The organism is Pseudomonas sp. C6002 (assembly GCF_013385805.1).
Taxonomy (GTDB): Bacteria; Pseudomonadota; Gammaproteobacteria; order Pseudomonadales; family Pseudomonadaceae; genus Aquipseudomonas.
This window is the reverse complement of record NZ_JACAPH010000011.1, coordinates 109,805-136,803: the sequence shown is the minus strand read 5'-3', so window position 1 is coordinate 136,803 and position 26,999 is coordinate 109,805. Positions and strand designations below refer to the sequence as shown.

Sequence of the window (26,999 nt, the reverse complement as noted above, 5' to 3'; positions counted from 1 at the left end):
TGTGAAAACTGTCCCGCCTGTGCACCGGATTGCCCTGCTGTTCAATGGCAACAAGATCTACGATCGCGGCATCATCACCGGGATCGGCAACTACCTGAGCAGTACGCGGGTGTCGTGGGATCTGTTCCTGGAAGAGGACTTCGTCTGCCGGCTCAAGGGTATCGAGCGCTGGCATGGCGACGGGATCATTGCCGACTTCGACGACCCGGCGATGGGCCCCGCGTTGGCGGGTGTGCATGTGCCGGTGGTGGCGGTGGGCGGGTCTTATGAGGATGAGCGGGCTTACCCACGGCATACTCCGTATGTGGCCACTGACAATTTTGCTTTGATCAAGCTGGCCTATGAACACCTGATCGAAGCCGGGCTGACGCGCTTTGCCTGTTTCAGCCTGCCTGAAGCCGATATCAACCGTTGGGCCCAGGAGCGCGAAAAAGCCTTCCGCCGCCTGCTGGAGCGCGATGGCTTGCCGGTGGAGGTGTATCGCGGGCTCGGCACCAGCGCGCCGCTGTGGGACTCGGCGGTGGAGCAACAAATTGCCTGGTTGCACAGCCTGCCCAAACCCATCGGCATCATCGCGGTCAGCGACGCCCGTGCCCGCCAGTTGCTGCAGGCCTGCCTCACCGCCGGCATCCCGGTGCCGGAGCAAGTGGCACTGATCGGCATCGACAACGACCCCTTGACCCGCACCCTGACCCGCGTGCCGCTGAGCTCGGTGATCCAGGGCACTGAAAAAATGGGCCGCACCGCCGCGCGCCTGCTGCACCAGATGCTGCACGGCATGCCTTCGGCAGGCAGCCAGATCCTGGTGCCGCCGGAAGCGGTCAACGTGCAGACCTCAAGCCTGCACCAACCCCTCGGCCATCCCTACGTGATGCAGGCGCTGCATTTCATTCGCCAGTACGCCTGCCAGGGCATCAAGACCGCCCAGGTCGCCAACTACGTCGGCGTGTCGCGGTCGTCCCTGGAAGCGCATTTTCGCAGTGAACTGAACCGCAGCGTCCACGATGAAATCCTGCGCTTCAAACTCGCGGCTGCGGTTTCCAGCCTGGAAAATACCAGGGCCGCGATTGCGGATATTGCCTATGACTGCGGGTTCAAATCCGCCCAGTACCTGCACACGGTGTTCAAGCGCGAGTTCGGGTGTACGCCGAGGGAGTACCAGGTGGGGCAGGTCGAGCGCGATTCGAGCGATGTCATTTATTTGTCGCCTTGAGTCCCTATTTTGTCCTGAGCCTCGCTCCAGAACTTCAAGGGATTGAATCGTCTTATGCCGACTCTTACACGCAGAACGTTGTTGCAAGCAGCTGCCATCGGATCCGCCTACACCCTGTTGCCCGACTCCATTCGCCAGGCCCTGGCGATCCCCGCCAACAACCGCACCGGCACCCTGATGGACGTCGAACATGTGGTGATCCTGATGCAGGAAAACCGCTCCTTCGATCACTACTTCGGCACCTTGCCGGGTGTGCGCGGGTTCAGTGACCGCTTCACCATTCCACTGCCGGGCGGGCACCGGGTGTGGGAGCAGCAGGGCGTTGGGCGGCGGATCCTGCCCTATCACCTGGACAGCTCCCGTGGCAACGCGCAGCGGGTCAGCGGCACGCCGCATTCCTGGGTCGACGAGCACGCCGCCTGGAGCAGCGGCCGGATGAACGCCTGGCCAACGTTCAAGACACCCACCTCGATGGGTTACTACCGTGAGCAGGAAGTGCCGTTCCAGTTCGCCCTGGCCAACACCTTTACCCTGTGCGACGCCTACCACTGTTCGGTACACGCAGGCACCAATCCCAATCGGCTGTTCCACTGGACCGGCACCAACGGCCCGACCGGTGCAAATGTGGCGGCGGTGGTCAACGAATGGGACGGCCCCGGCGCGGTGGGCGTGGGCTACACCTGGAAAACCTATCCCGAGCGCCTGGAAGAAGCGGGTGTGAGCTGGAAGGTTTACCAGTACCTGCCGGATAACTTTGGCGACAACCCCTTGGCCGGGTTTCGCCAGTTTCGTGCGGCCAGCGTCGCGGCCGGCAACCCCGCCGTGCCACCGAAAGACTTCAAGGATTTTGTGCCCTACAGCGATCAACTGAACGCCCGCGTGCCGTTGTACAAAGGCAATGGCAACACCCTGCCGGCGGTCAGCGGCAGCGACCTGGAATCGATCATCCAGGGCTTTCGCAAGGACGTGAACGACGGGCGCCTGCCACAGGTGAGTTGGCTGGTGGCGCCGGCCGATTACTCCGAACACCCCGGGCCTTCCAGCCCGGTGCAAGGCGGCTGGTTCACCCAGGAAATCCTCAAGGCACTGACCGCCAACCCGGACGTGTGGAGCAAGACGGTGCTGCTGGTCAACTACGATGAAAACGACGGTTTCTTCGACCACGTGCCGTCGCCGTCAGCCCCGTCCAAACGCCTGGATGGCAGCTTTGCCGGCAAGTCCACGGTGAAGTTCGACAGCGAGATCTTCACCCACCCGGCACCGCCCGGCTCTAGCCAGCAACCCGCGCCGGACGGCGGGGTGTACGGCCCCGGGCCGCGAGTGCCAATGCTGGTGCTGTCGCCGTGGAGCCGTGGTGGCTGGGTCAATTCCCAGGCGTTTGATCACACCTCCGTGCTGCAATTTCTGGAGAAGCGTTTCCACGTGCGCGAACCCAATATCAGCGCCTGGCGCCGGGCGGTGTGCGGCGACCTCACCTCGGCCTTCAACTTCGTCAACCCCAACACCGAGACCCTGCCACCGCTGCACACCATCAGCCGCCAGGCCGCCGACTCTCTGCGTCAACGCCAGGAGCAACTGCCCCAGGTCGCCCTGCCGACGGTGGGCCAGCAACAGGCGCCGTTCCAGGCGCGAATGGCGCGGCCATCCCGGGCGCTGCCGTACCAGTTGAACGTTGAAGGCTCGGTTGACCGTCGCGCCAGTTCGGTGAGCCTGGACTTCTTCAACAATGGCGAACAGGGCGTGGTGTTCCACGTCTACGACCGCCTGCACCTGGACGAGGTACCGCGCCGCTACACGGTGGAAGCCGGCAAACACCTCAGTGACACCTGGCAAGTCGCGGGCGCCTACAAGCTCTGGCTGTTGGGGCCGAATGGGTTCCACCGTTCGTTCAAGGGGCACCTGCAGCGTCGCGAGCCGGAGTTATCCCTGGCGTATCACGGTGACACCTTACTGCTGACCCTGGTCAACCCCGGCAAGCGTGCGGCCTCAATCACCATCGAGCGTTGCCCTTACACCAAGCAGGGGCCGTGGCTGCTGGAGATTGCGGGCGGCAGTACCGTGCAACGAACGTTCTCCTGCCAGCCGAATGGGGGCTGGTATGACTTCAAGCTACGTGACGAGCATGGCTGGGTGCGACGAGTGGCGGGGCGAATCGAGACGGGGGCGCATAGCATCAGTGATCCGTTGATGGGCAAGCGTGTGTGAAAGGCTGTTGATCTGCGGGGTGATTTCGTGGGCTTTTTCCCTGTTTTGTGTAGGAGCAGGGCTTTCTCCCCTTGCAGCGCTTGAAACGCCACCCGTCTGGGCCATAGCCTCACGCTTTTCCTGACACTGAGGCCCGGCATTGGGTAAGCGAAAAACGGTTTGGCCCACGGAGCGGGAAGTTCGACTGCGCTTTATCCTGCTGGCAATCATTGAAACGGCCTGTATTCGAGGCGTTCCCCTCGAACGCCTGCTGCTTTCATACATACTGTTGCGCAACAAGCCGACCCAGGAGCAACTTTGGGAGGCCATCAGCGATTGCCTGCTCCTCGATGAGATGCGTGGCTTTCGATTTGAACCCGGGTCGGAAGCCGATCGGTTGATGCGCAAGATCAGCAGCGAAATCAATCAGTCCTGACGAGCCACCAGCGCCGGCGTGCGCGGCGGCACCAGGCGCTTGCTGCCCGTCGACTCATAGGCCGATGCCAATCGCAGCAGCGCCGAATCGTCATACGCCCGGCCAGCAAATGTCAGCCCCACCGGCATGCCGATGTCGGCCATGACGCCCATGGGCACCGTCACTGTCGGCACGCCCAAATGGCGGATGGCGAGGTTGCCGTTGGCGACCCACACTCCGTTGCTCCAGGCGATATCCGCCGACGCGGGATTCACATCCGCATCCGCCGGACCTACGTCGGCGACTGTCGGAAAAATCACCGCATCCAGCCCCAGGTTATCCATCCAGTCTTCAAGGTCGATGCGTCGTGTCTGTTCCAGGCCGCGCAGGCCGTCGGGCACGGTGCTGATCCTGTCCCACGGCGTGATGCCGCGCTCGGCCATGCGCACGTATTCGTCCATGCCGGCGGCCAGGTCGTCTTCGCGGTTGGGCAGGGTGCCGGGGTCGTGGGGGAAGATCTTCGGGCCGTCGACATCCGCCAGGCGGTTCAGCGCAGGGTCGCCATTGGCCCGCAGGAAATCATCGAACGCCCAGGCCGACAGTTCCCACAATTCATCGTGGAGGAATTCCTTGGAGACCAGGCCTCGGGTAAACACTTTCGGTGCGCCCGGGCGATCGCCTTCGCAATTGGAGACCAGCGGGAAATCCACCTCGACCACTTCTGCGCCGGCGGCTTCAAGTGCCTTGCGCGCAGCTTCCCAGAGCTCGATCACCGAGGCCCGGGTTTTGATTGGCTGGCCGGTAGGGCCGCCGATTCCCGGGGCGTCGCTGGTGCCTGCCTCGGGGTCGGCGTTGATGTACATGCGCGGCACGCCGAAGCGTTTGCCGGCGAGTGCATCGCCGGTCGCGGCCAGGTCTGCGTAGGACTGCGGGCGTACCGAGGCGACGCCGGGGATTGGCACCCAGGGTTGCATCCGCCACAGGTCGCCGCGTGTGTCGGGGTCTTCTGCGACCACGACGTCGAGCACTTCAAGCAGGTCGGCCATGGTCCGGGCGTAAGGCACGACCACGTCCATGGTCGGGGTCAGCGGCCAGTTGCCGCGCACCGAGATCACGCCACGGGACGGGGTGTAGGCACACAGGCCATTGTTGGACGCCGGGCCGCGCCCGCTGGACCAGGTTTCTTCCGCCAGGCCAAACGCCGCGAAGCTCGCCGCAGTGGCCGTGCCGGCGCCGTTGGAGGAGCCCGAGGCGAACGGTGCGGTGAGGTAGTCGGCGTTGTACGGGCTCTCGGCCCGGCCATATACGCCGCGCTGCATGCCGCCGTTGGCCATCGGCGGCATGTTGGTCTTGCCCAGGCAAATGGCGCCTGTTGCCCGCAGTCGCTCGATGGTGAACGCATCGCGGTAGGCAACCAGGTTCGCGAAAGCCGGGCTGCCGGAAGCGGCGGTGAGGCCCTTGACCAGGTAGCTGTCCTTGGCTGTGTAGGGAATGCCGTCGAGCGGGCCCAGGGTTGTGCCGCTGGCCCGGCGTGCGTCGGATGCCCGGGCTTCCTCCAGCGCTTGCGGGTTGCGCACCACCACCGCGTTGAGCGCGGTGGCAGTCGTGGGGGCGTCGTAGGCGTCGATCCTGGCGAGGTAAGCCTCGACCAGTTCAACCGCCGTGGTCTGGCCGGATTCGAGCGCAGTGCGCAGCTGGGCAATGGAAACTTCGGTTACTTCGATCACGTGGTTATCGCCGGGTGCAGAAAAGGGGGAGGGCTTGAGTGCTGACTCAATCCAATCAGTGAAAGTAGCTTACTGATAGATTTTTCATAGCGCCAGAGAATGGCATCCCTTACTGTGGCACCTCAATTTCCTTATCGATAACGGTGCTGTTTATGTCCGATGAAGTGCGGCTTGTCGTCATCATCAATACCCAGCCTGGCCGGGGTGCGGACCAGTTGGCGGCCTTTGCCGGGCTCGCTCCGCTGGTCCGGGCCGAAGCCGGTTGCATCCAGTACGACCTGCATCCGGTCGAGGGCAACAGCGACAGTTTTGTGTTGATCGAGACGTGGGCTTCAAAGGCGGCGCTCAAGGATCACCACGCAGCGCCGCACATGCTGGAAGCCGCGAAGCACAACCCGACATTCCGTGCGGGCCCCTCCAACGTATTGGTGCTGGAACCTGCCGTCCAGGCACGTTGACTTCAACCCGGCAGCTCAAGGGTTTATCATTGCCCCTTCATTTTTTGCTGCCCGGAAAGATTTCGATGTTGTTTACAAGGACTGTCATGGCGAGCGCACTGCTCGCCGTTCTGGCCACCCAGGCCCACGCGTCCAGCCTGGACCTGACCTACGAGGCACCTGTCCTCAGCGCTGTACCGCTCACGCCGCAGGCTGAGCCCAAACCGCGCTTTCCGGTCAAAAGCCTTGCGCCGGTGACCGTGGAAAACAGCTGCACCGGCCGCGAGTGCACCTACGAAGGCGACATCAGCCTGCCCCGTGAGGAGCAGACTGTGCGGCGCATTTCCATCGGTATTCAATAAAGCCGGCTGGCGCCTCAGACGATCCCATACCGGGGCGCCGGCTTGCCTGTTTGCGTGGCCGCAAACAACGCACCACGCGCCGCATCATAGGTCTCCCACAACGAACCATCGGCCACCGACGGCCAGGTGATCGTCTCACCCTGATCCAGCCCGGCCAGTGCCGCGTCCACCAGGTTTTCGGTGGTCATGACCGACTCCTGTTCCAGGGCGGAAAGCGGAATGCCCGACGCGTCCCAGATCTCGGTAGCGGTGGCTGCCGGCAACACGATCTGCACCTTCACCCCGGTTTCCGCCAGTTCCGATTGCAAGCCACGGCTGAATGCCAGGACATAGCTCTTGGTGCCGCTGTACACCGAGCTGACCGGCAGCGAGTGCACGCCCAACACCGATGCCACGTTGATGATCAAGCCTTCATTGCGCACCAGCATGCCCGGCAGCGCCGCGTGGGTCAGGCGGGTGAGGGCGGTGATGTTCAGGGCGATCTGGGTCGTGGAATCCTCGACCGAGGATTGAGCCAGCGGATGCAGGCGGGCCAGGCCGGCGTTATTCACCAGCACCTGGATCGCCGGGTTGCCGGCGAGCAGGCTTTCAACACGGGTCAGGTCCGCGGGGTTTACCAGGTCGGCGCCGATGGTCTGGACCTCGCGCCCGTAGGCTTGAGTGATCTTCGCCGCCAGGGTTTCGAGGCGGTCTTCACGACGGGCGACCAGGATCAAGTCGTAGCCACGGGCTGCCAATCGGTCGGCATACACGGCGCCAATACCTGAAGAAGCACCCGTGATCAGGGCAATTTTTGTGGAAGCAGGGATCGACATGAACGGCTCCAATAGATGAGTACTCAACCAATATTGTTGAGGGCTCAAGTTATAGGCTTGGCGTTTGTCCTTGTCAATGGTTTAGTACTCAATCATTCTACCGGCATGGAGGATCTGAAAATGCCAACACACAAGACTGACAAGCCTGATGCCCGTGCCGACCTTTTGAGCCTGCTGGGGGACGTGGCGTGCACCAACAACGCACTGCGCCGTGCCGCCCGGCGGCTGGGCCAACTGTATGACGAAGCGCTGGCGCCGATTGGCCTGAAGGCTACGCAGGTCGGCTTGCTGGGTGAAATCGCCCGGTGGGCGGCGGTGGATGAGCAGGCAGGGCCGACGTTGCAGGAGCTGGCCGGACGCCTGGCGATCCTGATGTCGGCGCTGACCCATGCGATGAAGCCGCTGGTGCGCGACGGGATTGTCGAGCTGCGCCCGGATGCCCTGGACAAGCGCACCAAACGCTGCGTGCTCACGCCCAAGGGCGAAGCGCTGTTCAGTGAGGCGCTGGTGTATTGGGCGGCGGCCAATAACCGGGTAGAGGAGGTGCTGGGGCATGATTCGGCCGCGCAGCTGCGGGGCATGGCAGACCATGTCGCCTCCGAAGAATTTCTGGCGGACTACAACAGCCGATCCGCGCAGGCATAAGTCAGATCCTTTGGTTATTAGACAGACGCCGTTCGCCCATCCGATGCTGGGCCCCTCTCGATCAGGGGCTTTCCATGACCACTCAACGCCAACTGAAGCTGGGCGCGTTCATGCGTCCGGTCAGCATCCACACCGGCGCCTGGCGCTATCCCGGCGCTTACCGTGACGCCAACTTCAACTTCACGCACCTCAAGCAGTTTGCCCAAACCCTGGAGAAAGCGCGTTTCGATGCGTTCTTCATGGCCGACCACCTCGCCCTGCTCAACATGCCTATCGACGCGTTGAAGCGCAGCCACACCGCCACCTCCTTCGAACCGTTCACCTTATTGTCGGCCCTGAGCCAGGCCACCGAGCACATCGGCCTGGTAGCCACGGCCTCGACCACCTACGACGAACCGTTCCACATTGCCCGGCGCTTCGCGTCCCTGGATCACCTGAGCAACGGCCGCTCCGGCTGGAATATCGTCACCACTGCCAACCCGGATGCGGCGCAGAATTTCGGCCTGGAGCAGGCCTATGCCCACGACGAGCGCTACGCCCGTGCGCGGGAGTTCTACGATGTGGTCACCGGGCTCTGGGACAGTTGGGCCGATGATGCCTTCATCCGCGATGCCGACAGCGGTGTGTACTTCGACCCCGACAAGCTGCACACCCTCAATCACCAGGGCCGCTACCTCAATGTGCGCGGCCCGCTGCACATTGCCCGCCCGGTGCAGGGCTGGCCGGTGATCGTGCAGGCCGGCGCCTCGGAGCCGGGCCGGCAATTGGCGGCAGAAACCGCCGAGGTGATTTTCGTGGCGCCCGGCACGCTCGAGGAAGGGCGTAAATTCTATGCCGATATCAAGCGCCGGATGCTGGCGGTGGGGCGGCATCCCGACCATCTGAAGATCTTGCCCGGGGCGTTTGTGGTGGTCGGCGATACGCTGGAAGATGCGCGGCGGATTCGTGCGCATCTCGACAGCCTGGTGCATTACGAAAGTGCGATTGCCTCGCTGTCGATCGCGCTGGGTACCGACGCGACGAAGTTTGATCCCGACCAATACCTCCCGGCGATTCCCCAAACCAACGCCAGCCAGAGCTCCCGCGAACGGGTACTGGCGCTGGCTGATCGCGAACAGTTGACGGTGCGCCAATTGGCCCAGCGTCTTGGCGGTTATGCAGGTCTCTCGTTTGTCGGCACCGCCCACAGTATTGCCGATGAGATGCAGCAGTGGCTGGAAGAAGAGGGCAGCGATGGCTTCAACATCATGTTCCCGTGGCTGCCGGGCGGGCTCGATGACTTTGTGGCCAGGGTGGTGCCCGAGTTGCAGGGGCGCGGGATCTTCCGGCGCGAGTACGAAGGCTCTACCCTGCGGGAAAACCTCGGACTGCCGCGTCCGGCGAACCGCTTCTTCGCCGAATGAGCGGGTATTTCCACCGTGGTTAGATCGTTTATTTCCTTCTGATTGGGGGCCATTCCCCAATCGCATATCCATCGCGCCGGTTTGGCCCTGATAGCGGAGCCGGCCGGCGTGATCACGCCAAAGCATCTGTCATCGCGGAATTATCCGCTGCCGCGCCCCGGGAAATCCCCATGCAGCGTCTATTCCTGCTGCTGGGCCAGCGTCTTGCGCCGTTGTGCGGCCTCTCTAGAATCGGCCCCAGAACTTACTCATTTCCTGTCGATTACGGAGTTTCGAAGATGATGAACGCCATGCAGATGCCAATGAACAACGCGATGCCGATGATGCCGATGATGGGCATGCCGATGATGATGGCAACCATGACCAGCAAGATGACCGACGAGGCCATGATGTGCACCATGAAGCCGGCCGCGGGCATGGACATGGCGATGTTCAAGAATAACGCCGAAATGATGGCGATGATGATGAACTGCGGCATGCCGATGATGATGCAGTGCGCCAACATGTCGATGATGTGCATGTCTGAAGACGGCATGGCGATGATGAACAGCATGTCGACCATGAACATGCCGATGATGATGCCGATGGGCATGCCTATGCCGATGATGAAGTGCGTCATGGAATGCAAGATGGAAGCCGACTGCATGACCTGCAAGATGATGCCAATGCCTGGCATGAGCATGGACATGATGAACAACTGCTGCATGCTGATGATGAAGATGATGAACGACTGCGCCATGCCGATGATGATGAGCTGCAACGGCATGCCGATGATGTGCTGCACCTGCTGATTGGTTTGGCGTGAAATCAAAAAGCCCCGGCGAGTGCCGGGGCTTTTTGCGTTTCAGTCCAGGCGTTCCGGGTAGGTGATCACCAGGAACGCCACCGCCTCACTGTCTGCGGGGTTGCGGTAGCGGTGGGGCTGGTCGGCGTAGAACAGGATCGAATCACCGGTGGACAGCAGGTAGCGTTCCTCGTTGACGCTGACTTCCAGCACGCCCTGGGCCACCACCAGGTTTTCCTGGATGCCGGGCCCGTGACCTTCTGAAATCTCCTCGCCGAGGGCCTTCAGGCGTATCTCGTAGAACTCCGACTGGCGCGCCATATCGTACGGAAACAGCGCCCGGCTGATGAAGCTGCCATCGGCACTCACCAGGCGTTTGCTCTGTTGCGCCGGCAGCAGCTCAACCCCTTCGAACGCTCGATTTTCCAGGAACGCCGCCACCGACACTTTCAAGCCTTTGGCGATCTTGCACAGCACCTTGATCGACGGCACGCTGCGCCCGGACTCGATCTGCGCGAGCATCGCCCGGCTTACGCCGCAGTTGCGCGCCAGGGCATCCAGCGACAGGTAGCGTTTACTGCGCAGGCGCTGCAGGTTCTGCGCGACGCACTGGCCGATGGCGTCATCGTCGCCGCTGTTACAGTCCTTGGGTTTGGTGGGGAGGTCGGGCACTTCGGGTATCGCGTGCAGGAAATTCATCGCCTCACGCCCGGCGGGTATCGCTGGACGTGGTGACGTGTGCGGTAAACAGCGCGACCCCGGCCCGTGCCGCATACATCGCCCACATCAGTTCAGCCGCTGCGCGAGCCTGGCGGCGTTTGCGGTGGAGGGTGAAATCGATGACGGTGGCGGATGTTTGCATGACGTAAATCTCTGGGGACTCAATGGCTCTACAGTAATCGGTGCCGCTTATTTCCATAAATACTGAGTTTGCATTTGGTAATTCTATTTTGGACTTAACACCGATGGGGGCCTGTGCGTTCATCAATGGTGACCCGCCGCGCTTCACGGGCTTCCCACCACAGACCTTGTGCCGGACCGAGCCCGTCGCAAAAACGAATTCCAAGGATTTACCCCCATGCCCCCCGCGTTTCCGTTCACCTCCCGAAAAGCCTGGCCCTTGCTGGGCTTTGGCGCCGCCCTGAGCTTCAGCCCGGTTTCCCAGGCCGACGACACATTGCAACTGGCACCCGTCGAAGTCAGCAGCGCCGAACTCAGCGCCGACGAACTGGCCCAGGCCCAGCTCAAGAGCGTGCCCGGCGCCACCAACTACATCGACATGGGCAGCGTCGAACAGGGACGGGTGAGCACCAACGAGGACGTGTTCAAGTACCAGGCCGGTGTTTATGCCAAGGCGGCAAACAACGAAGGGGTGAAGCTTTCGATCCGTGGCTCGGGTATCAACCGGGGCCCGGGCGCCCACGCTTCCGGCCTGTATGAAACCTTCGACGGCCTGCCACTGACCGGCCCGGGTGGCACGCCCTACGAACTCAAGGACCCGTTGTGGCTCAGCCGCGTTGAAGTGCTGCGTGGCGCCAACGGTTTTGACCAGGGCGCATTGGCCCTGGGTGGGGCAGTCAATTACGTGACCCACACCGGCTACGACGCGCCCAGGCTGCAAGTACGCTACGAAGCCGGCAGCCATGGCTACGGCCAGCGAGAGATCAGCTCGGGCCAGGTGCTGGGGGATGCCGACTACTACATCAGCCTCACCGACTCGCAATACGACGGTTTCCAGGACCACAGCGCCGGCAGCGGCAAGGGCATCGCGGCCAACTTCGGCTACCGCTTCAACCCCGACCTGGAAACCCGCTTCTACTTTCGCTACCGCGAAACCGACAACGATTCCCCCGGCAAACTGACCCGCGACCAGATCAGCCACGACCCGCGCGCCGCCGCCAGCCTCAACGTGGCGCGAGACTCGAAACGCACGCAACCGGGCTCGACCTGGATCGCCAACAAAACCACCCTGCACCTGGACGACAACGCCCGGGTCGAGGTCGGGCTGGCGTATCACGATTATCCGATGGACCTGCGCGAGGGCACCAACCGTCTCAAGGTTGCCTACACCGACGTCAGCGGCACCCTGAATTACATCCGCCAGGACACATTGTTCGGGCGTGACAGCAAGACCACCCTCGGCCTGCGCACCACCCAGGCGATGCCGAACAACGGCGGCTCGGAATTCGTGCGGATCCCCACCGGCAATACGGAGGGCTACACACCCGGCACCAGGACCCGCGACTACAGCTACCTGGGTTCGGACACCGTGCTGCATATCGGCAATGACCTGGAACTGCTGCCGGACCTGTGGCTGACCACCGGGCTGGCGGCGATCTATACCCGTCGTGAAACCGAAGTCAGCTACCCGCAGACCCACACACCCGTCAGCCAGCACGATTGGGATTACGCGCCCAGGGTTGGCCTGCGCTACGACTTCAGCCCCCAATTGCAGGTGTACGGCAACCTGAGTCGCTCGGTGGAACCGCCCCATGCGTGGTCGATGATCTGGGGTTCCAACAAGTACTTCCCCGTGGGCAGCGGCCCGGCCAGCGGTTTGCAGCGTGAAGGGGTGAAGCTGAAAAACCAGACCGCCACCACCCTGGAAGTCGGCGGTCGCGGTGAAGCGTGGTTCGGTCAGTGGGACCTGGCGCTGTACCGCTCCGAGGTGCGCCACGAACTGCTCAGCGTCGAAACCCAGGCCGCGACGTCCACCACGTCCGCAATAATCGCCGAATCCAACGCCAGCCCAACCGTGCACCAAGGCCTGGAGCTGAGCCTGATCAGCCCGCTGTGGGACGGTGGCCGCACGGGCCAGCTCGCCCTGCGCCAGGCCTACACCTACAGCGACTTCCACTACCGCAACGACGACCGCTTCGGCGACAACACCTTGCCCGGCATCCCCAGGCACTACTACCAGGCGCAATTGCGCTACAGCCACCCGAGCGGTTTCTACACCAGCCTCAATGGCGAACATTCATCGCGGGTCGCGGTGGACTACGCCAACTCCTACTACGCGGCGGCCTACACACTGCTCGGCGCGACGCTCGGGTACGACGCGCCGAAGCACGACTGGCAAGCCTGGGTCGACCTGCGCAACCTGACCAACCGGCGTTACGCGAACACGGTCACGCCGGGTTATGACGACAAGGGGCTGGATGTGGCGCGGTCGACGCCGGGGGATGGCATGGGGGTTTACACCGGGGTTTCCTGGAGCTGGCGTTAATCCGTAAAGTGTTTGATGTTGGCAGTGGGTGATTGCTGGGTCATGCCAATTTTTTTTCAAGCCACTTGGAAAAACAACTGACTGTTGCAACCACTGGCACGGTGATTAGTGTTGCCACAATTGGAAGCAAGGTGGAAATAACTGTTGTGCATGCACTCAGGCTGAACTCGGCTTTATCCACGCCTACAAGCTCAGCACCAGGGATTTTGCTGAGCAATTCTAACGTTATGGGAATGAGGTATAGGGCTGCATAGTAGTAGTTACCTTCGGTCATGCCGTTTCTGAACCTAATGTAGCCCAGTAACAGTGTAATCATGGAAACCGAGGTGAGGAACAGGTTGCTGCTGGTGAACAACTGGTAAACGTCAAATCCTGCGCAGAGCAAGGAGTACATCAAAATACTGAATGACCAGGTTTTGATATTCAGTACATCTCTATTTAGATATTTAAGCATTGGGCATCCATGGCGTGCATTTGCAGTGGTTACAGGGCGGTGAGGCCCTGCCACAAGAACTTCCATTTTCAATAGCATTAAAAATGAAATGGGATGATGGCCATAAGGCATCACTTGTGCAAGTTTTTCTGCTGCGCTGAATTCAGTTGGCAGAGCGCATGTTCAGCGAACGAAGGCTGCATGCACCAGGCGCTGCAGCTGCGTTCGCTCCCACAGGCTCATCAGATCGAGCGGATTGGTGCCGTAACGTTGCCAGGTGTCCAGTGAACCTTGCCTGTTATCCGGTGCAATACAGCGCAGGCAGCACTCCAGAGCCGTCCCGCAGGTTGACAGCGTGACCTGCCAGCCGTCGATGTCGACAACCATTTGCTCGTCGCTGGAGCTGACGGGTTTCAGCGTTCGAACCTCTAATGCCACGTCCTTGAGCAGTTGATAGGCCTCGCGGGTGGAGACCGTGTTGGCGAAGGTTGTCATGGGTGATGTCCTTGTATGAGTCGCAGAAGTGTCGCGTGCGCACTGGTCGCTTTCAAGGTGGGCACAGCAAGTCGCAGATTCGTTGCAAGCCATCACTCCATCCTTGCTCCCCCTTCGTTTTACTGTCATCGTTCGCGCAATTGGTAATCTTTCTTGTTTGAGAAATTTTTGCGCATGCATGACTTTCCTGTAGCTGATGGTGATACAACCCGTCGCCAGCAGACCATCACCACCCTCTACAGCGACCATCATTCCTGGTTGCACGGTTGGCTGCGCAAGAAACTCGGCTGCTCGCAACATGCCGCCGACCTGGCCCACGACGCGTTTATCCGCATCCTGCTGCTGGCCGACCCCCATACCATCAAGGAACCCCGCGCCTTCCTGGCCACCACGGCGGGGCGCTTGATGATCGATGGCGCGCGTCGGCGGCGCATCGAAAAGGCCTACATGGAAGCCCTGGCGATCCAGAGCGAAGATGCCGGCATGCCGGACCCGGCGGCGATTCATGTGGCACTGCAGGCCCTGGAACGCATTGCCGAAATGCTCATCGGCCTGCCCGCCAAGGCCCGCGAGGCATTCCTGCTCAGTCGCCTCGACGGGCTGACCTACAGCGAAATCGCCGAACAACTGCAGGTGTCTTCCAGCACCGTGAAGAACTACATCTCCAGTGCGTTGGTGCATTGCTATCACACCCTGCACGGGGCGGACCCGCTGTCGTGAGTTCCGAGCAGATCATCAGTGAAGCCGCCCGCTGGCTGACGTTGTTGCACGACGACCACGTGACCGAGGCCGACCGCGCGGCCTTCGAGAAATGGTGCCAGGCCGATCCACGGCATGCCGTCGCCATCGAGCGCATGCGCAGCCTGTGGGGCAGCCTCGGCGAGTTGCCCGCCGCCCCGGCGCGCATGGCCCTGAACCGTGCATTTGCCCCACAGAAAACAAGGTTTGCCGCCCGTAGCACCCAGGCCGTCGCGCTGTTGGGTGTGTTGCTGTGCGGCTGGGCCGGGATTGAGCGCCTGCCGGTGTGGATGGCCGACCAACGCACCAGCGTGGGCGAACGGCGCCAGGTGGCACTGACCGATGGCAGCCAGGTACAGCTCAACAGCAACTCGGCACTGGACGTGAAGTTTGACGGCCACCAACGGGTGATCGAACTGTTGCAGGGCGAGATGTGGGTCGAGGTGGCCAAGGACGCGCAACGGCCGTTCGTGGTGCACACCGACCAGGGCACGGCCACGGCGTTGGGCACGCGGTTCCTGGTGCGCAAGGCCGAGGATGGCGCGACCGTGGTCACCGTGATCGAGTCCACCGTGGCCGTCAAAGGCACCGTTGCGGGCGACGTGAAAGTGCCGGCGGGGCAGAAGTCCACGCTCCAGGACGGCCGTGCCGGCACCCCACAACCCATCGGCAACGCCGACCCGGACGCCTGGACCCGTGGTTTGCTCAAGGTCGACGACCAACCCCTGAGCGAGGTCCTGCAAACCCTCGCCGGTTACCGCCATGGGCTGGTGCGCTTTGATCCGCAGGCGCTGCAAGGGATGCGCGTGTCCGGGGTATTCAAGCTCGACGACACCGGCGCGGCATTGGCGTCACTGGCCGATAACCTGCCGATCAAGGTGGAGTACTTCACGGATTTGGTGGTGGTGATCAAGCCGCTGTAAAAAGTCTGAATAAAAACTGCTCTCATTCATACCCGATTTTCCGACATGGCCGTCATGACTAATAGAACCCCCATTTCCCAGGACTTCTCATGTCGCGCCTTGCTCGTCCTTTACAGCCATTGACCCTTTCAGTGGCGATGGCGTTTGCCGCCGTACCCCTGCTGACCGTTCAAGCGTCCTACGCGGCTGAAAGCGCTGCGTTCTCCATTCCCGCCGGTGACCTGAGCCAGGCCCTCAACAGCCTCGCCGAACAGGCGGGCCTGGTATTGGCCTTTGATTCGAGCCTGACCCGTGGCAAACACAGCAATGGCCTGAACGGGCAATACAATACCGACGCCGCCCTGGCCCAAGTGTTGGCCGGCAGCGGCCTGCAAGCCCTGAAGATCGCCGACGACCGCTACCGTCTCGAAGCCATCCCGCACACCGATGGCGCCATGGAGTTGCAGGCCACCACCATCAGCGGCGCGTACCCGTCGGAAAGCCCCACCGGCCCGGTGTCTGGCTACGTGGCCACCCGCAGCCTGTCGGGCACCAAGACCGACACCGCACTGATCGAAACCCCGCAGTCGATCTCCGTGGTCACCAAAGACCAGATGCGCGCGCAGAACGCCGAGAGCCTCAACCAGATCCTGCGCTACAGCGCTGCCGTGATCCCGGAAACCCGTGGCTCCACCGCCTCGCGTCTCGACCAGTTGACCATCCGTGGCTTTGCCCCGGCGACCTACCTCGACGGCCTGCGTATGCCCTCGAGCCGGGATGCCTTGCCGCAAAAAGACGCCTTCGACCTGGAGCGCGTCGAAGTGCTGCGCGGGCCCGCGTCGGTGCTGTACGGGCAGGGCACCCCCAGCGGCGTGATCAACATGGTCAGCAAACGCCCGCTCGACACGCCGTTCCATGAAGTCGGCGTCGAGTACGGGACCTTCAACAAGAAGCGCACGACCTTTGACTTGAGTGGCCCGCTGGACGACCAAGGCGTGTATTCCTACCGCGTTGCCGGCCTGTTCGACGATGCCGACGGGCAGATCGAGCACACCGAAACCCGGCGTCAATCCCTGTCCACCGCCTTCACCTGGCGCCCGGACGAGAATACCTCGCTGACCTTGCTCGGGCACTTCCAGAAGGACCCCAAGGGCGCGTCCTACGGCTCGATGCCAGCCTGGGGCTCGGTGCTGCACAGCCCGACGGGGCGCAAGATCGACGTGGATTTCTACGACGGCGAGAAAAGCTTCGAGAAGAGTGACCGCGAGTATTACTCCATCGGCTACGCCTTCGAACATCACTTCAACGATGTCTGGACTGTGCGCCAGAATGCGCGCTACCTGCGCAGCGAAGGGCAATACCGCAGCCTCTACAGCAACTACCTGGAGAGCGATTACCGCACCATCCGGCGCTCGACCACTGCCAGCGACGTGAACATCGACGCCTATGCCCTCGACAACCAGTTGCAGGCCAAATTCGACACCGGCCCGTTGCAGCACACCGTGCTGATGGGCGCCGATTACCAGAACACCAGCACTGACACCAAGTCGGGCAGCGGCGTGTACACGGCAGGGCCTACGCTGGATATTTTCGACCCGGTCTACGGTGCGGCAGTGCCGGTGCCGGCGTACACCAGCGACGCCACCTCGCGCAGCGAGCAAACGGGGGTGTACCTGCAAGAGCAGATGAAGTGGGACAAATGGGTGCTGTTGATGGGCGGGCGTTATGACTGGGCCAGCACCGACAACAGTACCCTGGCGATGACCACCCAGAAAAAGACCAAGTCGTCCCAGGACAGCAAAGCCTTCACCGGCCGCCTGGGCCTGGTCTACCTGTTCGATAACGGCCTGGCGCCGTATGTCAGCTACTCGGAATCCTTCCAGCCGCAATCCGGCACGGGCTACGGCGGTTCGACGTTCCAGCCGACCGAGGGCAAGCAGACGGAAATCGGCATCAAGTACCAGCCGCCGGGCAGCAACAGCTTCATCACGGCTGCCATTTTCGACCTGCGCCAGACCAACGTACCGACGCTGGACCCGGACGCTTCCCACCTGTGCAACGGCTCCCGCTGCCAGATTCAGGACGGTGAAGTGCAATCCCGCGGGTTTGAACTGGAAGGCAAGGCCAGCCTGAACGACAACCTGGATATCACTGCGGCCTATGCCTACCTGGATAACCGCATCAGCAAATCCAACAACACCGTGCGTTATGCGCCCATCAGCGACATCGGTGTCGGCCCGGCCATTGCGGCCGAAGGCACCACCACCTACGCGGTGCCGCGTCATACCGCGTCGGCCTGGGCGGATTACACCCTGCACGACGGCACGCTGAAGGGCTTCGGCGTGGGGGCCGGTGCGCGCTATGTCGGTTCTTCCTGGGGCGATACCGCCAACACCCTGAAGGTGCCCGGTTACACCCTGTTTGATGCAGCGGTGCACTACGACATCCCGCACATCAATCGTCAGGGTGACAACCTGCGCCTGGCAGTGAACGCCACCAACCTGGCGAATAAAGAGTACGTCGCGTCCTGCTATTCCTACTCGTGGTGCTGGTATGGCTCGCAGCGTACCGTGCAGGCCAGTGCGACCTATCAGTGGTAAATAAAAAGGCCTTGGCGAAAGGATTCGGGAGCAGCATCGCCAAGGCCGAAAAGCGTTAGTTCGCCACCGGCTCAATCAGCTTGGAAACCACCGGCGCCTGCCACTGCTCCAGGGCATCAATCAGGGCGCCGGGGTCTTCGTTGAACATCAGCATCCGGCTGTGTTCGACCTTCATGAAGCCTTCCTTCACGGCGTGATCCAACAGGGCGCGCACCGGGTTGAAGAACCCCTCCGTATTCAGGCACGCCACGCCCTTGTGGTGTTCGCCGACCTGGGTCAGCGTGGCCGCCTCGAACAACTCCTCCAGGGTTCCCAGCCCGCCGGGCAAGGCAATGAAACCGTCGGCGCAGTCGCTCATGCGTGTCTTGCGGCTGCGCATGTCTTGAGTCACTTCATGGTGGGTAAGCCCGGCGTGGGAATGGCCGCGTTCATGCAGTAACTCGGTGATCACGCCGATGACTTCGCCACCTTCAGCCAGCGCAGCATCCGCCACCACGCCCATCAAGCCCTTGTGGGTGCCGCCGTAGACCAGGCGTATGCCGCGCCGGGCGATTTCCCGGCCGAGGGCTTGGGCGCCATCCGCATAGCGCGGGTTGAAGCCGAAATTGGTACCGCAGAAAACTGCAAGGCTGCGCAGGGGAGTGGGCATGGGCATTCCAGGCGGGTGAGGACAAGCTGTCCAGCATGGCGCCACTCGCCGGTGGGCGAAAGAGCCAAGAACGCGCAGGCGGATCAGGCCATGAGTGCGTCCAGGATGCGTTTTCCAAGGGCTTCGGCGATGGCCTCGGACTCGATATTGGCAAAGCCCAGCAGCAGGCCGGGGCCGGTCTGGCCTTGAATATTCCAGTCGCTCAAGGCTTCGGCATAAATGCCGGCCTGCGCCAGGCGTTCCACGCACAGGCGGTCTGACTGTTGTGCATTGAGGCGCAGGATCAAGTGCATCCCGCCCGGCTGGGCGTCAATCGAAATATGCTCGCCCAAGGCCTTGCGCAAGCCCCTGGCGGTGGCCTCCCGACGCTCACCGTAGAGTTTGCGCATGCGCTGGATATGCCGCGCAAAATGCCCCTCGGTCATAAATGTTGCGACGATCGCCTGGGTCAGCTCCGGGCAGCCCCCGAGGAAGGTCTGACTGACATGTTCGAAGCGTTCCACTTGAGCTGCCGGCACCACCAGATAGGCCAGGCGGATGCCGGGGAACAACACCTTGCTAAAGGTTCCGGCGTACAGCACTCGGCCGTCGCGGTCCAGGCTCTTGAGGGCCGGCAGCGGGCGGCTCACGTAGCGGTATTCGCCGTCGTAGTCGTCCTCGATGATCCAGGCCTGCTGGCGACTCGCCCAATCCAGCAGTTCCAGGCGCCTGGGCAAGGACAGCGAGACACACAGCGGGCTTTGATGGGCCGGCGTGACCACTACGGCGCGGGCGCCTTTGCCCTGTTGCACGGCCCGGGATACCTGCATGCCATCCGGGTCCACCGGCACCGGTATGGCCTTGATATTCAGGTAATCCAGCAACGGCCGGGTGAACAGGTAGCCCGGGTCTTCCACCAGCACCCGATCGCCCGGTTCCAGCAGTGCGTGGGCGATCAGCCCCAGCGTATTGCGATAGCCCGAGGTGACGAAGACCTGCGCCGGCGAACAATGAATGCCCCGGGCAACCTGCAAGTAGCTGGCAATCGCCGTGCGCAGCGAGTGCAGGCCGAACACGCACGGGTTGGCCATGTCGGCGACCTGGGTGGCCCGCACGCAGCGGGCGGCGATTTTCGACCAGATCTTGCGAGGGAACGCGTCCAGTGCGGGCAGCCCCATTTGAAACGGCAACACGGCGGCCTTGTGCCGCACGGCATTGTGGTCGCTGGCCGTCATGGGGCGCTCCGGCAGGCTGGCCTTGATCCCTTCAGCCACCACCGTGCCGGCCTGGCCTCGGGGCTGGATATAACCCTCGGCTGCCAGCAGCGAATAAGCCGTGTCGATGGTGCCCCTGGCCAACCCCAACTCCTTGGCCAGGGCACGGGCTGCGGGTATGCGTTCGCCCGGTTTGAGCAAACCGTCGGCAATCGCGCTGCGGAACCGCCAGTAAAGTTGCCGGTAAATCGGCTCCGCGGCGCCGGCGTCCAGCGGTGAAAAGGCCTTGATCGAAGTGCTCATCCGGCGGCGGGTCCTGTTCAGGTGGCGAAATAATCGTGCAGCGCCTGGTCGGTCTGGCGGCGCGTCTGGGCCAGAGTTTCCGGGCGGGAAGCGGTGCCTTCGACGGTGAAGAAGGTCACGTCATGCAGGCCGATCATGCCCAGTATGGTTTTCAGGTACGGCGTCAGGAAGTCCGGCTGGTGCGCGCGCTCCCCGGAAAACCGCCCGCCTGAGGCGATGGCGACGAACACTGGCCGGTCCTGCAACAGGCCGATCTTGCCCTGGGCCGAGATATCGAAGGTGCGGCGCACCCGTGCGATGTGATCGAGCCATAGCTTGAGGGCCGCGGGCACCGAGTAGTTATGCATGGGGGTGGCGATCACCACAATGTCGGCCAGCTCCAGCTCCTGAACAAGCCGCTCGGACTGGGCCATCGACCCCTCGGACGAGACGTCCACGAGGGACTGCTGGGACGTTGCATAAGCCTCGTCCACCGGTGCCAGGGCATTGGCGGCAATGCCGCGCCGGATCACCTCGGCGTCCGGGTGCCGCTGGCGCAGGCATTCAATGATCTTGAGGGAGAGGGCGTTGCTCTCCGACGCTTGCCCGCGAGGGCTGGCACTGACATGGAGGATATTCATGGTGCGTTGCTTCCTGGATGGATGGCCCTCAGTCTACGAACCCCATGACCCATGCCAAAGAGCCAAGAATCATGATTCAGAGTAGGCCATGTCCGCGGGTCCATGGCCTAGCGCTCAAGCCAGATCATGGATCTTTTGGGGTAGGCCATGGCGTCGCAAGATGGCGGCTTCATCCAACCGCTACAGGATTTCACCATGACAACGCGTCTCGACTACTCCAAAGCTTCCCCTGAAGGTTACAAGGCGTTCGGCGGGGTTTACGTCTACCTGCAAAACAGCGGCCTGTCCAAGGAGCTGATCGACCTGGTCTACCTGCGGGTTTCGCAAGTCAACGGCTGCGCCTTTTGCATCGACATGCACTCGCGGGACCTGCTCAAGCAAGGCCTGGCCGTGGACAAGCTGGTGCTGGTGCCAGTGTGGCACGACGCTGGCGCAGTCTTCACCCAGCGTGAGCGCGTGGCGCTGGCCTTTGCCGAAGCCGTGACCGCCAGTGATGTTTCGGACGCCGACTATGCGGCAGCGGCCGCCGAGTTCAGCGACAAGGAACTGGCTGACCTGACCTACGGCATCGCCTTGATGAATGCCTTCAACCGACTGGGCATCACCTTCCGTACCACGCCAGCGGCAGCTGCCAAGGCATAGCCAACGCTGATTCGGTGTGGCGGGGCTGCTCGCCACACACCCACTGTATTTCCTGAGGGCTCATCCCATGGCATGGCTACTGCTCGGCTTGGCCGGCATCCTTGAAATCGCCTTCGCGTTCGCGATGAAGGCCTCGGACGGTTTCACCCGATTCACCCCCGGATTGCTCACCGTAGTGACCGGCGTTTCCAGCGTGATCCTGCTGTCGATGGCACTGCGCACCCTGCCGGTGGGCAGCGCCTACGCAGTGTGGACTGGAATCGGCGCAGCGGGCACCGCGATCCTCGGCATGGCTTTGCTGGGCGATTCCACCGCACCGTTACGAGTGCTGTGCATCGTGCTGATCCTGGCCGGCGTGATCGGCCTGAAACTGGTCTCCGCCAACTAGTGCTGCCTGCGAGCGGGTATTTCTCGGAGATGGCCTTTTAACATTCCCACCCACTCTTTATCATCCGCCCCCAGCAACTCCGGCCATGGAGACGCTCCATTCACTAAGGAAGTCGTAATGCACATTGGAAAAATGCTGGGGTTGGCCCTGATCACGTTGTCGATGGGCGGCTGCGCCAGCTTCACGAAAGACGAAGTAGCACCCGTCACGCTGCCGTCGAAGGCCAGCTACGCCAACAAACCGAACGTCTACGTAGACTTCAAGTTCTACCAGGGCGAGCCGACAAATGCCGCCGCGGCCGAAGTCCCACAAGCGCGTGACATGCTCAAGCCACAGCTGCAGAAAGTCCTGACTGACTCCGGCCTGTTTGGTCGCGTGACCCTGGATGAATTCCAGAAGCAGCCAGGCGATTACAGCCTGCGCCTGAAGGTCTACAACCATCCACCGGGTGGCGGCCAACTGGTATTGGCCTTTATCAGCGGCTTTACCTTCACCATCATTCCGGCGCTGGGGACTGATCAGTACACCATGAAGCTGGAATCGGTGGACGCACAAGGCCAGGCACTGAGCACCGGCTCCAACCACGACTCGATCAATACCTGGATGGGCATCTGGTTCATCCCGTTGATGGCCAACACGCCGAAAGACGCGGTGACCGATACCTTCACCCGCCAGGTCAATGCCCTGCTCAAGCAAATGGTCGACGGCAATAACCTGAAGTATTCGGCACTGGATGCCGACGTGCCACGAGCGTGACACGTAACTGAACGTTTGAAACAGCTGCGAGGGCAGGGTGGCCGATCCTCGCAGCCCAGGCCTTACTTAAGCGCCTTGATGAACAACGGGTCGCTGTACAGCGACTTGAGCAAATCCCGCACCATCGGGTTGTAGGCGTTGGCGGCATTCGGGATCGCAATGAACCCGAAGAACGAACTGGGCCAGGTGTGATTCACTTCCTTGGTCGCGTCGTACACCACGTCATTGCCCTTGAGCAGGGTAAACCGCGCGGCCAGCGTGCCGTTGCCGGAGCCCATGCCTGCCGACAGCGAATTCTTCACCACCAGCACTTGCAGATGACGTCCTGCTTGCGGGTTCAGCAGGCCTGCCAGTTGCAGTTCCTGGGTGATCGCAGCCTGGATATGCGCCGGGATGCTGCCACTGGGCGAGCGGATCGGGTTGGCACGTACAGACAACGAGCCTTCGCCCGATGCGGCCGTCACCTGGGCATTGCTGACGGGTTGCAGCGGCGCTGCCTGCTTGAGGACCTGGACGTTATCGAAGTTCGGCTCGTATTGCGTCATGGTGACGCCGCAGCCTTGCAACAGCAGTGCGAGCAATGGGGTCAACAGTAGAAGCTTTTTCACGGCGTTTCCTTGCGTGAGTGTGGGAGAGCGCCGCGATTATCGTCAGGCAATGGGCCATCGGCAACCAATAGTGGCAAAATGCCTGAATGGCAACGCTGTTACTCGGTTCGGTTTCAGGCCGGAAAATTCACCGATAAGGCAATTTGCTGGCCCCTTTGTAACAAAATTCTCGCCAAAATCACTTTTATTTTCAGGTGGTTAGGCGGGATGCAAATGCGCAATGTGGGAATCATGCTGATCGCCTGTGCCGTGGCGGGTGGGGCGGTTTCGGTTGAGGCACGGGAGCTGCGGGACAACGACAAGTACATGTGCAGCTGGGGTGCAGGCACCGCCGCCCGGGCCCAGGAATTGAAGCTGTCGGGCGTCTCGCTGTACGCCGCGCGGCAGAAGCTGAAGACCTACCAGTTCAAGAAACCCTGGATGCACATGATGGCCATGGGCATCACCGAGCAGACCTACGACAGCCGTTCGCGGGTCAAGCCCGAGGTGATTCGCCAGAGTTTTTATCAGGACTGTTTGCGCTACAAGCTGGCGCGTAAATAACCCTTATTTATCCAGCAGCAATTGGAGCCTTGAGAACGACTGGTCGTAGTTGGGCTCCCACGGAAAGCGCCCTTGTTTGTCCGGCCAGACCATTTGCAACGCAGGGAAATCAGCTTTGATCGAGGCGTAGAACCAGCCGGCATAACCGAGGTACTCGCGGTAGTGCCTGCGGTCTACAGGAATGAAGGCGATGCGCATGCCTTCGGCAATATCGTCATAGGGCTTGTAGGTTTCATAGGCGGCTTTTGCACCGGCAAAGCGGATCGCGGCGATGTTCAGCAACTGCTGGGCAATCTGCGGGGGCAGCCCGAATACGATGATTTCCGGTTGGCCGAAGTTGGCGTAGAACCCCAGGGAGTAGGCGAGCGAAGGCTCACCGTCTTCAGCCCGCACATGCACATGGTGCCAGCCGATCTTCTTGATATCCGCCAACACCTTCTCGTCATATTCCGAATCTGCCTTGGGCAACTGGAATCCCGGAAGCGGGGCCTTGGCTGAAGTGTTCATCGAGAACAATGAGGCGGCGAAGAGGGCGACGGCGCGAATGATGTTCATCAGAGTCCTTTCTGCGGGATCAGGGGTTGAAAGCGCGATGAGGCTAGCAGTGTTGGGTTCGCTCGGCAAAGTGACCGATGCACCGCCCAGTACAAAATCTGCGTAAGCCTGTCCAACTTCGCCCCGGAGCCCGTCCGCATACTGGCCCCAGGTAACCGAAGAGGCACATGCCATGACCCGCTACGTCATCACTCCCAACGAAACCCCGTCCCTCGCCATCCACGGCGACGACGCGCGCTTCCCGCTGCGTCGGGTGTTCTGTGTCGGGCGCAACTACAGCGAACATGCCCGCGAAATGGGCCACGACCCTGACCGCGAGCCGCCGTTCTTTTTCATGAAGCCGGCGGATGCCGTGGTGCCCGCCGAGGGCGTGATCGCCTATCCGCCGCTGACCGCCGATCTGCACCATGAAGTCGAGTTGGTGGTGGCCATCGGCAAGGGCGGCGTGGACATCGCCCCGGAAGATGCGTTTGCGCATATCTGGGGTTACGGCTTGGGCATCGACCTGACCCGCCGCGACCTCCAGGCCCAGGCGAAAAAGCTGTCGCGGCCGTGGGAATGGGCCAAGGCCTTTGATGAGTCGGCACCTTGCACTCCGCTGCGGCCGGTGAGTGCCGTCGGCCACCCGGGCACTGGGCGAATCTGGCTCAAGGTGAATGGCGAGCAACGTCAAGTGGGCGATCTGGCAGACCAGATCTGGTCGGTCAGTGAGGTGATCAGCCACGCGTCCAAATCCGTGGCGCTGAAAGCCGGCGACTTGATCTTTACCGGCACCCCGGCGGGCGTCGGCGCCTTGCAACCGGGCGATGTGGTGACCGCCGGCATCGACGGCCTGGCCGAGCTGAGCTTCACCCTCGGCCAGGGTTGACGCTACAGTGGTGCCCAGGCCCCCCGAGAAACGCGTATGCCCGGCACCCGCATCACCACCTATGGCATGGAACAACGCAGCGACCGCTCCGACTTCTACATCCGCGACAAGCGGGGCAGGGCGGCGCTGACCAGTCCCCATCGCCACGAATATTTCCAGATCCAGATCAACCTGGGTGGCGACACCGTGCAGCACATCGGCGGCGCGGTGCGCCCGTTCCCGAAAAAGGCAATGGCCTTTATCCTGCCCCATCGCCTGCACGTGATTCCCCATCCCGACGACGGCGACTTCATGCTGATCAATTTCAGCCAGGGTTTTTTCCTGCCGCAACTGACCTGCGACCCGCTGGACCTGGAAGACATCCCCATCGGCCAGGCGCCGGAGCTGTCGCCGTTCCGGTTCCAGGAGCAGCTGGACTTCATCCTCGACGACGCGGCCTTCGAAGAAGTCAAAGCCTGGCTGGAACACATGCGTAGCCTGGACGCCCACCGCAGCTTCGGCGCCCGGGAGCGGCTCAAGGGTTACCTGTTCCAGTTGATCGGGCTGGTGTGCCAACAGTACGCCGAACCGCTCCAGGCGTTCGCCGCCAACAACGCCACCCGGCGTGGGCGCAAGGATGCCCTGGCCCGGGTGCAAGGCTACATCCGCGAGCATTTGCACGAGCCGTCGCTGAACCTGACGGATGCCGCGACGGCGGCGTTCCTGTCGCCCAACTACCTGACCCACCTGTTGCGCAAGGAAACCGGCAAACCCTTCTCCCAGTTGGTGCTCGACCGGCGCATGCAACTGGCGCGCACGCTGCTGCTCAACAGCCCGCAGATGATCGGCGCGATTGCGCACCGTTGCGGGTTTACCGACGAGGCGTATTTTTCCCGGTGTTTCCGCAAGGCCCACGGGCTGGCGCCGGGGCAGTTCAGGCGCCGTGAGCAGGATTAACGCGCAATCCGGCTGACTGTTTTACAAATCCACCACAACCGATGTGTTTCAATTTACATACAATTGGGCGTCTCGGTGAGAAGCTGGGCGACGATGTTCGCTATCAGAAACACAAGGTGCAATGAGTGTATGAGTGAGCTGGAACCCCCTCAATCCAACGCCTTGCGCTATTTTTGCGTCGGGGTTCTATGTGTCGCGGTGTTGTTGGGGACCTATTTCGTTCGGCTCAATGCCCAGGTAGACCGGCAGCGGGAAGAGGCGGCGGAGCGCCTGGCGTTATGCCGTCAGGCAGCCAGTGTTTCGCGCGCCACGCCCCAGGACGAACTTGTGTTGGTGGATCCGTGCAAACACCTGTATCAGCACTATTTGAAGAAGCCCACGCACTTTTAATCAATAACCTTATTTTTATCGCGGAATTAAACAGCGAAGTTTGTTTAACGATGCGCTGTTATTGCACCAAAAAGTGGCATTTCCAATAATCGGATCCATTAAAAAAGTGTGGTTATTGAATGACTTAGCGCTGTTTTAATCCGACGAAAGGTTGAAAATTATCTTGTTA

The 26,999-nt window shown here is 61.8% G+C and carries 30 protein-coding genes; 18 read left to right on the top strand and 12 right to left on the bottom strand.

Annotated features, from left to right (window positions below):
- Window position 1 precedes the first annotated feature (1 nt).
- From HX817_RS07255 to HX817_RS07245, 3 genes are all read left to right on the top strand, one after another.
- Window positions 2-1,213 carry a DNA-binding transcriptional regulator gene (locus HX817_RS07255; RefSeq protein ID WP_177040044.1) on the top strand — a complete coding sequence of 404 codons (1,212 nt, stop codon included), beginning with the start codon at window positions 2-4 and terminating at the stop codon, window positions 1,211-1,213.
- A gap of 54 nt (window positions 1,214-1,267) precedes the next feature.
- Window positions 1,268-3,418, top strand: coding sequence for a phosphocholine-specific phospholipase C (locus HX817_RS07250; protein ID WP_102369418.1), 2,151 nt, complete (start codon window positions 1,268-1,270; stop codon window positions 3,416-3,418).
- A 139-nt stretch (window positions 3,419-3,557) separates the two neighbouring features.
- Complete coding sequence (locus HX817_RS07245; RefSeq protein ID WP_003219667.1) at window positions 3,558-3,833, top strand: hypothetical protein; 276 nt, start codon at window positions 3,558-3,560, stop codon at window positions 3,831-3,833.
- On the opposite strand, the gene HX817_RS07240 is transcribed toward HX817_RS07245, so the two are convergent.
- The gene (locus HX817_RS07240; protein ID WP_008436013.1) at window positions 3,824-5,539 is read right to left on the bottom strand and encodes an amidase; all 1,716 of its coding nucleotides are present in this window, start codon (window positions 5,537-5,539) and stop codon (window positions 3,824-3,826) included. The genes HX817_RS07245 and HX817_RS07240 overlap by 10 nt on opposite strands.
- A gap of 152 nt (window positions 5,540-5,691) precedes the next feature.
- Between HX817_RS07240 and HX817_RS07235 the strand changes: the two genes are divergently transcribed.
- Together HX817_RS07235 and HX817_RS07230 are read left to right on the top strand one after the other, a co-directional pair.
- Window positions 5,692-5,997 carry a putative quinol monooxygenase gene (locus tag HX817_RS07235; RefSeq protein ID WP_003219672.1) on the top strand — a complete coding sequence of 102 codons (306 nt, stop codon included), beginning with the start codon at window positions 5,692-5,694 and terminating at the stop codon, window positions 5,995-5,997.
- A gap of 86 nt (window positions 5,998-6,083) precedes the next feature.
- Complete coding sequence (locus HX817_RS07230) at window positions 6,084-6,338, top strand: hypothetical protein (RefSeq protein WP_003219674.1); 255 nt, start codon at window positions 6,084-6,086, stop codon at window positions 6,336-6,338.
- 14 nt (window positions 6,339-6,352) lie between these two features.
- Here the strand turns inward: HX817_RS07230 and HX817_RS07225 are convergent, their stop codons facing one another.
- Window positions 6,353-7,153, bottom strand: coding sequence for an SDR family oxidoreductase (locus HX817_RS07225; protein ID WP_177040043.1), 801 nt, complete (start codon window positions 7,151-7,153; stop codon window positions 6,353-6,355).
- Between the two features lie 120 nt (window positions 7,154-7,273).
- Here HX817_RS07225 and HX817_RS07220 point away from each other — a divergent pair, with 120 nt between their 5' ends.
- Window positions 7,274-7,798 carry a MarR family winged helix-turn-helix transcriptional regulator gene (locus HX817_RS07220; protein WP_003219677.1) on the top strand — a complete coding sequence of 175 codons (525 nt, stop codon included), beginning with the start codon at window positions 7,274-7,276 and terminating at the stop codon, window positions 7,796-7,798.
- 74 nt (window positions 7,799-7,872) lie between these two features.
- Window positions 7,873-9,201: an LLM class flavin-dependent oxidoreductase gene (locus HX817_RS07215; protein WP_177040042.1), complete on the top strand. Its 1,329-nt coding sequence runs from the start codon at window positions 7,873-7,875 to the stop codon at window positions 9,199-9,201.
- A 262-nt stretch (window positions 9,202-9,463) separates the two neighbouring features.
- Here HX817_RS07215 and HX817_RS31565 read toward each other — a convergent pair whose 3' ends face one another.
- The 3 genes from HX817_RS31565 to HX817_RS07200 are packed head-to-tail and all read right to left on the bottom strand — an operon-like array spanning window position 9,464 to window position 10,847.
- The gene (locus HX817_RS31565; RefSeq protein ID WP_177040047.1) at window positions 9,464-9,985 is read right to left on the bottom strand and encodes a hypothetical protein; all 522 of its coding nucleotides are present in this window, start codon (window positions 9,983-9,985) and stop codon (window positions 9,464-9,466) included.
- Window positions 9,986-10,045: 60 nt separating this feature from the next.
- Window positions 10,046-10,684 carry a helix-turn-helix domain-containing protein gene (locus HX817_RS07205; RefSeq protein ID WP_008436005.1) on the bottom strand — a complete coding sequence of 213 codons (639 nt, stop codon included), beginning with the start codon at window positions 10,682-10,684 and terminating at the stop codon, window positions 10,046-10,048.
- Window positions 10,685-10,688: 4 nt separating this feature from the next.
- The gene (locus HX817_RS07200) at window positions 10,689-10,847 is read right to left on the bottom strand and encodes a hypothetical protein (protein ID WP_003219684.1); all 159 of its coding nucleotides are present in this window, start codon (window positions 10,845-10,847) and stop codon (window positions 10,689-10,691) included.
- Window positions 10,848-11,063: 216 nt separating this feature from the next.
- Between HX817_RS07200 and HX817_RS07195 the strand changes: the two genes are divergently transcribed.
- Window positions 11,064-13,211 carry a TonB-dependent receptor domain-containing protein gene (locus tag HX817_RS07195; protein WP_177040041.1) on the top strand — a complete coding sequence of 716 codons (2,148 nt, stop codon included), beginning with the start codon at window positions 11,064-11,066 and terminating at the stop codon, window positions 13,209-13,211.
- A 40-nt stretch (window positions 13,212-13,251) separates the two neighbouring features.
- On the opposite strand, the gene HX817_RS07190 is transcribed toward HX817_RS07195, so the two are convergent.
- Window positions 13,252-13,776, bottom strand: a complete 525-nt coding sequence (locus tag HX817_RS07190) for a hypothetical protein (protein ID WP_177040040.1) — start codon at window positions 13,774-13,776, stop codon at window positions 13,252-13,254.
- Window positions 13,777-13,827: 51 nt separating this feature from the next.
- Complete coding sequence (locus tag HX817_RS07185; protein WP_102605590.1) at window positions 13,828-14,139, bottom strand: hypothetical protein; 312 nt, start codon at window positions 14,137-14,139, stop codon at window positions 13,828-13,830.
- Between the two features lie 174 nt (window positions 14,140-14,313).
- On the opposite strand from HX817_RS07185, the gene HX817_RS07180 reads away from it, so the two are divergent.
- The 3 genes from HX817_RS07180 to HX817_RS07170 all read left to right on the top strand — a co-directional run bounded on the left by HX817_RS07180 (window position 14,314) and on the right by HX817_RS07170 (window position 18,379).
- Complete coding sequence (locus tag HX817_RS07180; protein ID WP_102605591.1) at window positions 14,314-14,859, top strand: sigma-70 family RNA polymerase sigma factor; 546 nt, start codon at window positions 14,314-14,316, stop codon at window positions 14,857-14,859.
- Window positions 14,856-15,800: a FecR family protein gene (locus HX817_RS07175; RefSeq protein WP_177040039.1), complete on the top strand. Its 945-nt coding sequence runs from the start codon at window positions 14,856-14,858 to the stop codon at window positions 15,798-15,800. Before HX817_RS07180 ends, HX817_RS07175 begins: the two co-directional genes overlap by 4 nt.
- A gap of 89 nt (window positions 15,801-15,889) precedes the next feature.
- On the top strand, window positions 15,890-18,379 hold the full coding sequence (locus HX817_RS07170) for a TonB-dependent siderophore receptor (protein WP_177040038.1): 2,490 nt from the start codon (window positions 15,890-15,892) through the stop codon (window positions 18,377-18,379).
- Between the two features lie 55 nt (window positions 18,380-18,434).
- Here HX817_RS07170 and HX817_RS07165 read toward each other — a convergent pair whose 3' ends face one another.
- From HX817_RS07165 to HX817_RS07155, 3 genes are all read right to left on the bottom strand, one after another.
- Window positions 18,435-19,034 carry a TIGR00730 family Rossman fold protein gene (locus HX817_RS07165; RefSeq protein ID WP_177040037.1) on the bottom strand — a complete coding sequence of 200 codons (600 nt, stop codon included), beginning with the start codon at window positions 19,032-19,034 and terminating at the stop codon, window positions 18,435-18,437.
- A 77-nt stretch (window positions 19,035-19,111) separates the two neighbouring features.
- Complete coding sequence (locus HX817_RS07160) at window positions 19,112-20,524, bottom strand: PLP-dependent aminotransferase family protein (RefSeq protein WP_177040036.1); 1,413 nt, start codon at window positions 20,522-20,524, stop codon at window positions 19,112-19,114.
- Between the two features lie 17 nt (window positions 20,525-20,541).
- Entirely contained in the window at window positions 20,542-21,144 is a 603-nt protein-coding gene (locus HX817_RS07155; protein WP_177021637.1) for an FMN-dependent NADH-azoreductase, read from the bottom strand.
- A 195-nt stretch (window positions 21,145-21,339) separates the two neighbouring features.
- Between HX817_RS07155 and HX817_RS07150 the strand changes: the two genes are divergently transcribed.
- The 3 genes from HX817_RS07150 (at window position 21,340) to HX817_RS07140 (ending at window position 22,930) form a co-directional block, all read left to right on the top strand.
- Window positions 21,340-21,786, top strand: a complete 447-nt coding sequence (locus tag HX817_RS07150; RefSeq protein ID WP_029615984.1) for a carboxymuconolactone decarboxylase family protein — start codon at window positions 21,340-21,342, stop codon at window positions 21,784-21,786.
- Between the two features lie 67 nt (window positions 21,787-21,853).
- Window positions 21,854-22,174 (top strand): multidrug efflux SMR transporter, encoded by a 321-nt coding sequence (locus HX817_RS07145; protein ID WP_087693029.1) that lies wholly within the window; start codon window positions 21,854-21,856, stop codon window positions 22,172-22,174.
- Window positions 22,175-22,291: 117 nt separating this feature from the next.
- Window positions 22,292-22,930 carry a hypothetical protein gene (locus HX817_RS07140; protein ID WP_102369407.1) on the top strand — a complete coding sequence of 213 codons (639 nt, stop codon included), beginning with the start codon at window positions 22,292-22,294 and terminating at the stop codon, window positions 22,928-22,930.
- A gap of 62 nt (window positions 22,931-22,992) precedes the next feature.
- On the opposite strand, the gene HX817_RS07135 is transcribed toward HX817_RS07140, so the two are convergent.
- Window positions 22,993-23,538 (bottom strand): hypothetical protein, encoded by a 546-nt coding sequence (locus tag HX817_RS07135; RefSeq protein WP_177040035.1) that lies wholly within the window; start codon window positions 23,536-23,538, stop codon window positions 22,993-22,995.
- A 213-nt stretch (window positions 23,539-23,751) separates the two neighbouring features.
- On the opposite strand from HX817_RS07135, the gene HX817_RS07130 reads away from it, so the two are divergent.
- On the top strand, window positions 23,752-24,081 hold the full coding sequence (locus tag HX817_RS07130; protein WP_174717799.1) for a hypothetical protein: 330 nt from the start codon (window positions 23,752-23,754) through the stop codon (window positions 24,079-24,081).
- Window positions 24,082-24,084: 3 nt separating this feature from the next.
- Here the strand turns inward: HX817_RS07130 and HX817_RS07125 are convergent, their stop codons facing one another.
- Window positions 24,085-24,636, bottom strand: coding sequence for a DUF4262 domain-containing protein (locus HX817_RS07125; protein ID WP_177040034.1), 552 nt, complete (start codon window positions 24,634-24,636; stop codon window positions 24,085-24,087).
- A 172-nt stretch (window positions 24,637-24,808) separates the two neighbouring features.
- Between HX817_RS07125 and HX817_RS07120 the strand changes: the two genes are divergently transcribed.
- The 3 genes from HX817_RS07120 (at window position 24,809) to HX817_RS07110 (ending at window position 26,830) form a co-directional block, all read left to right on the top strand.
- On the top strand, window positions 24,809-25,504 hold the full coding sequence (locus HX817_RS07120) for a fumarylacetoacetate hydrolase family protein (protein WP_102369405.1): 696 nt from the start codon (window positions 24,809-24,811) through the stop codon (window positions 25,502-25,504).
- 36 nt (window positions 25,505-25,540) lie between these two features.
- Window positions 25,541-26,440, top strand: coding sequence for an AraC family transcriptional regulator (locus HX817_RS07115; protein WP_177040033.1), 900 nt, complete (start codon window positions 25,541-25,543; stop codon window positions 26,438-26,440).
- A gap of 129 nt (window positions 26,441-26,569) precedes the next feature.
- Window positions 26,570-26,830: a hypothetical protein gene (locus HX817_RS07110; protein ID WP_177040032.1), complete on the top strand. Its 261-nt coding sequence runs from the start codon at window positions 26,570-26,572 to the stop codon at window positions 26,828-26,830.
- The last annotated feature ends 169 nt before the right edge of the window (window positions 26,831-26,999 follow it).

Bases quoted from the DNA above. Each gene is read 5' to 3' on its own strand.
- HX817_RS07120 (WP_102369405.1), top strand. From the start codon at position 24,809: ATGACCCGCTACGTCATCACTCCCAACGAAACCCCGTCCCTCGCCATC.
- HX817_RS07225 (WP_177040043.1), bottom strand. From the start codon at position 7,153: ATGTCGATCCCTGCTTCCACAAAAATTGCCCTGATCACGGGTGCTTCT.
- HX817_RS07185 (WP_102605590.1), bottom strand. From the start codon at position 14,139: ATGACAACCTTCGCCAACACGGTCTCCACCCGCGAGGCCTATCAACTG.
- HX817_RS07195 (WP_177040041.1), top strand. From the start codon at position 11,064: ATGCCCCCCGCGTTTCCGTTCACCTCCCGAAAAGCCTGGCCCTTGCTG.
- HX817_RS07235 (WP_003219672.1), top strand. From the start codon at position 5,692: ATGTCCGATGAAGTGCGGCTTGTCGTCATCATCAATACCCAGCCTGGC.
- HX817_RS07170 (WP_177040038.1), top strand. From the start codon at position 15,890: ATGTCGCGCCTTGCTCGTCCTTTACAGCCATTGACCCTTTCAGTGGCG.
- HX817_RS07115 (WP_177040033.1), top strand. From the start codon at position 25,541: ATGCCCGGCACCCGCATCACCACCTATGGCATGGAACAACGCAGCGAC.
- HX817_RS07145 (WP_087693029.1), top strand. From the start codon at position 21,854: ATGGCATGGCTACTGCTCGGCTTGGCCGGCATCCTTGAAATCGCCTTC.
- HX817_RS07140 (WP_102369407.1), top strand. From the start codon at position 22,292: ATGCACATTGGAAAAATGCTGGGGTTGGCCCTGATCACGTTGTCGATG.
- HX817_RS07215 (WP_177040042.1), top strand. From the start codon at position 7,873: ATGACCACTCAACGCCAACTGAAGCTGGGCGCGTTCATGCGTCCGGTC.
- HX817_RS07220 (WP_003219677.1), top strand. From the start codon at position 7,274: ATGCCAACACACAAGACTGACAAGCCTGATGCCCGTGCCGACCTTTTG.
- HX817_RS07230 (WP_003219674.1), top strand. From the start codon at position 6,084: ATGGCGAGCGCACTGCTCGCCGTTCTGGCCACCCAGGCCCACGCGTCC.
- HX817_RS07180 (WP_102605591.1), top strand. From the start codon at position 14,314: ATGCATGACTTTCCTGTAGCTGATGGTGATACAACCCGTCGCCAGCAG.
- HX817_RS07130 (WP_174717799.1), top strand. From the start codon at position 23,752: ATGCGCAATGTGGGAATCATGCTGATCGCCTGTGCCGTGGCGGGTGGG.
- HX817_RS07190 (WP_177040040.1), bottom strand. From the start codon at position 13,776: ATGCCTTATGGCCATCATCCCATTTCATTTTTAATGCTATTGAAAATG.
- HX817_RS07205 (WP_008436005.1), bottom strand. From the start codon at position 10,684: ATGAATTTCCTGCACGCGATACCCGAAGTGCCCGACCTCCCCACCAAA.
- HX817_RS07200 (WP_003219684.1), bottom strand. From the start codon at position 10,847: ATGCAAACATCCGCCACCGTCATCGATTTCACCCTCCACCGCAAACGC.
- HX817_RS07110 (WP_177040032.1), top strand. From the start codon at position 26,570: ATGAGTGAGCTGGAACCCCCTCAATCCAACGCCTTGCGCTATTTTTGC.
- HX817_RS07160 (WP_177040036.1), bottom strand. From the start codon at position 20,524: ATGAGCACTTCGATCAAGGCCTTTTCACCGCTGGACGCCGGCGCCGCG.
- HX817_RS07155 (WP_177021637.1), bottom strand. From the start codon at position 21,144: ATGAATATCCTCCATGTCAGTGCCAGCCCTCGCGGGCAAGCGTCGGAG.
- HX817_RS07150 (WP_029615984.1), top strand. From the start codon at position 21,340: ATGACAACGCGTCTCGACTACTCCAAAGCTTCCCCTGAAGGTTACAAG.
- HX817_RS07250 (WP_102369418.1), top strand. From the start codon at position 1,268: ATGCCGACTCTTACACGCAGAACGTTGTTGCAAGCAGCTGCCATCGGA.
- HX817_RS07125 (WP_177040034.1), bottom strand. From the start codon at position 24,636: ATGAACATCATTCGCGCCGTCGCCCTCTTCGCCGCCTCATTGTTCTCG.
- HX817_RS07165 (WP_177040037.1), bottom strand. From the start codon at position 19,034: ATGCCCATGCCCACTCCCCTGCGCAGCCTTGCAGTTTTCTGCGGTACC.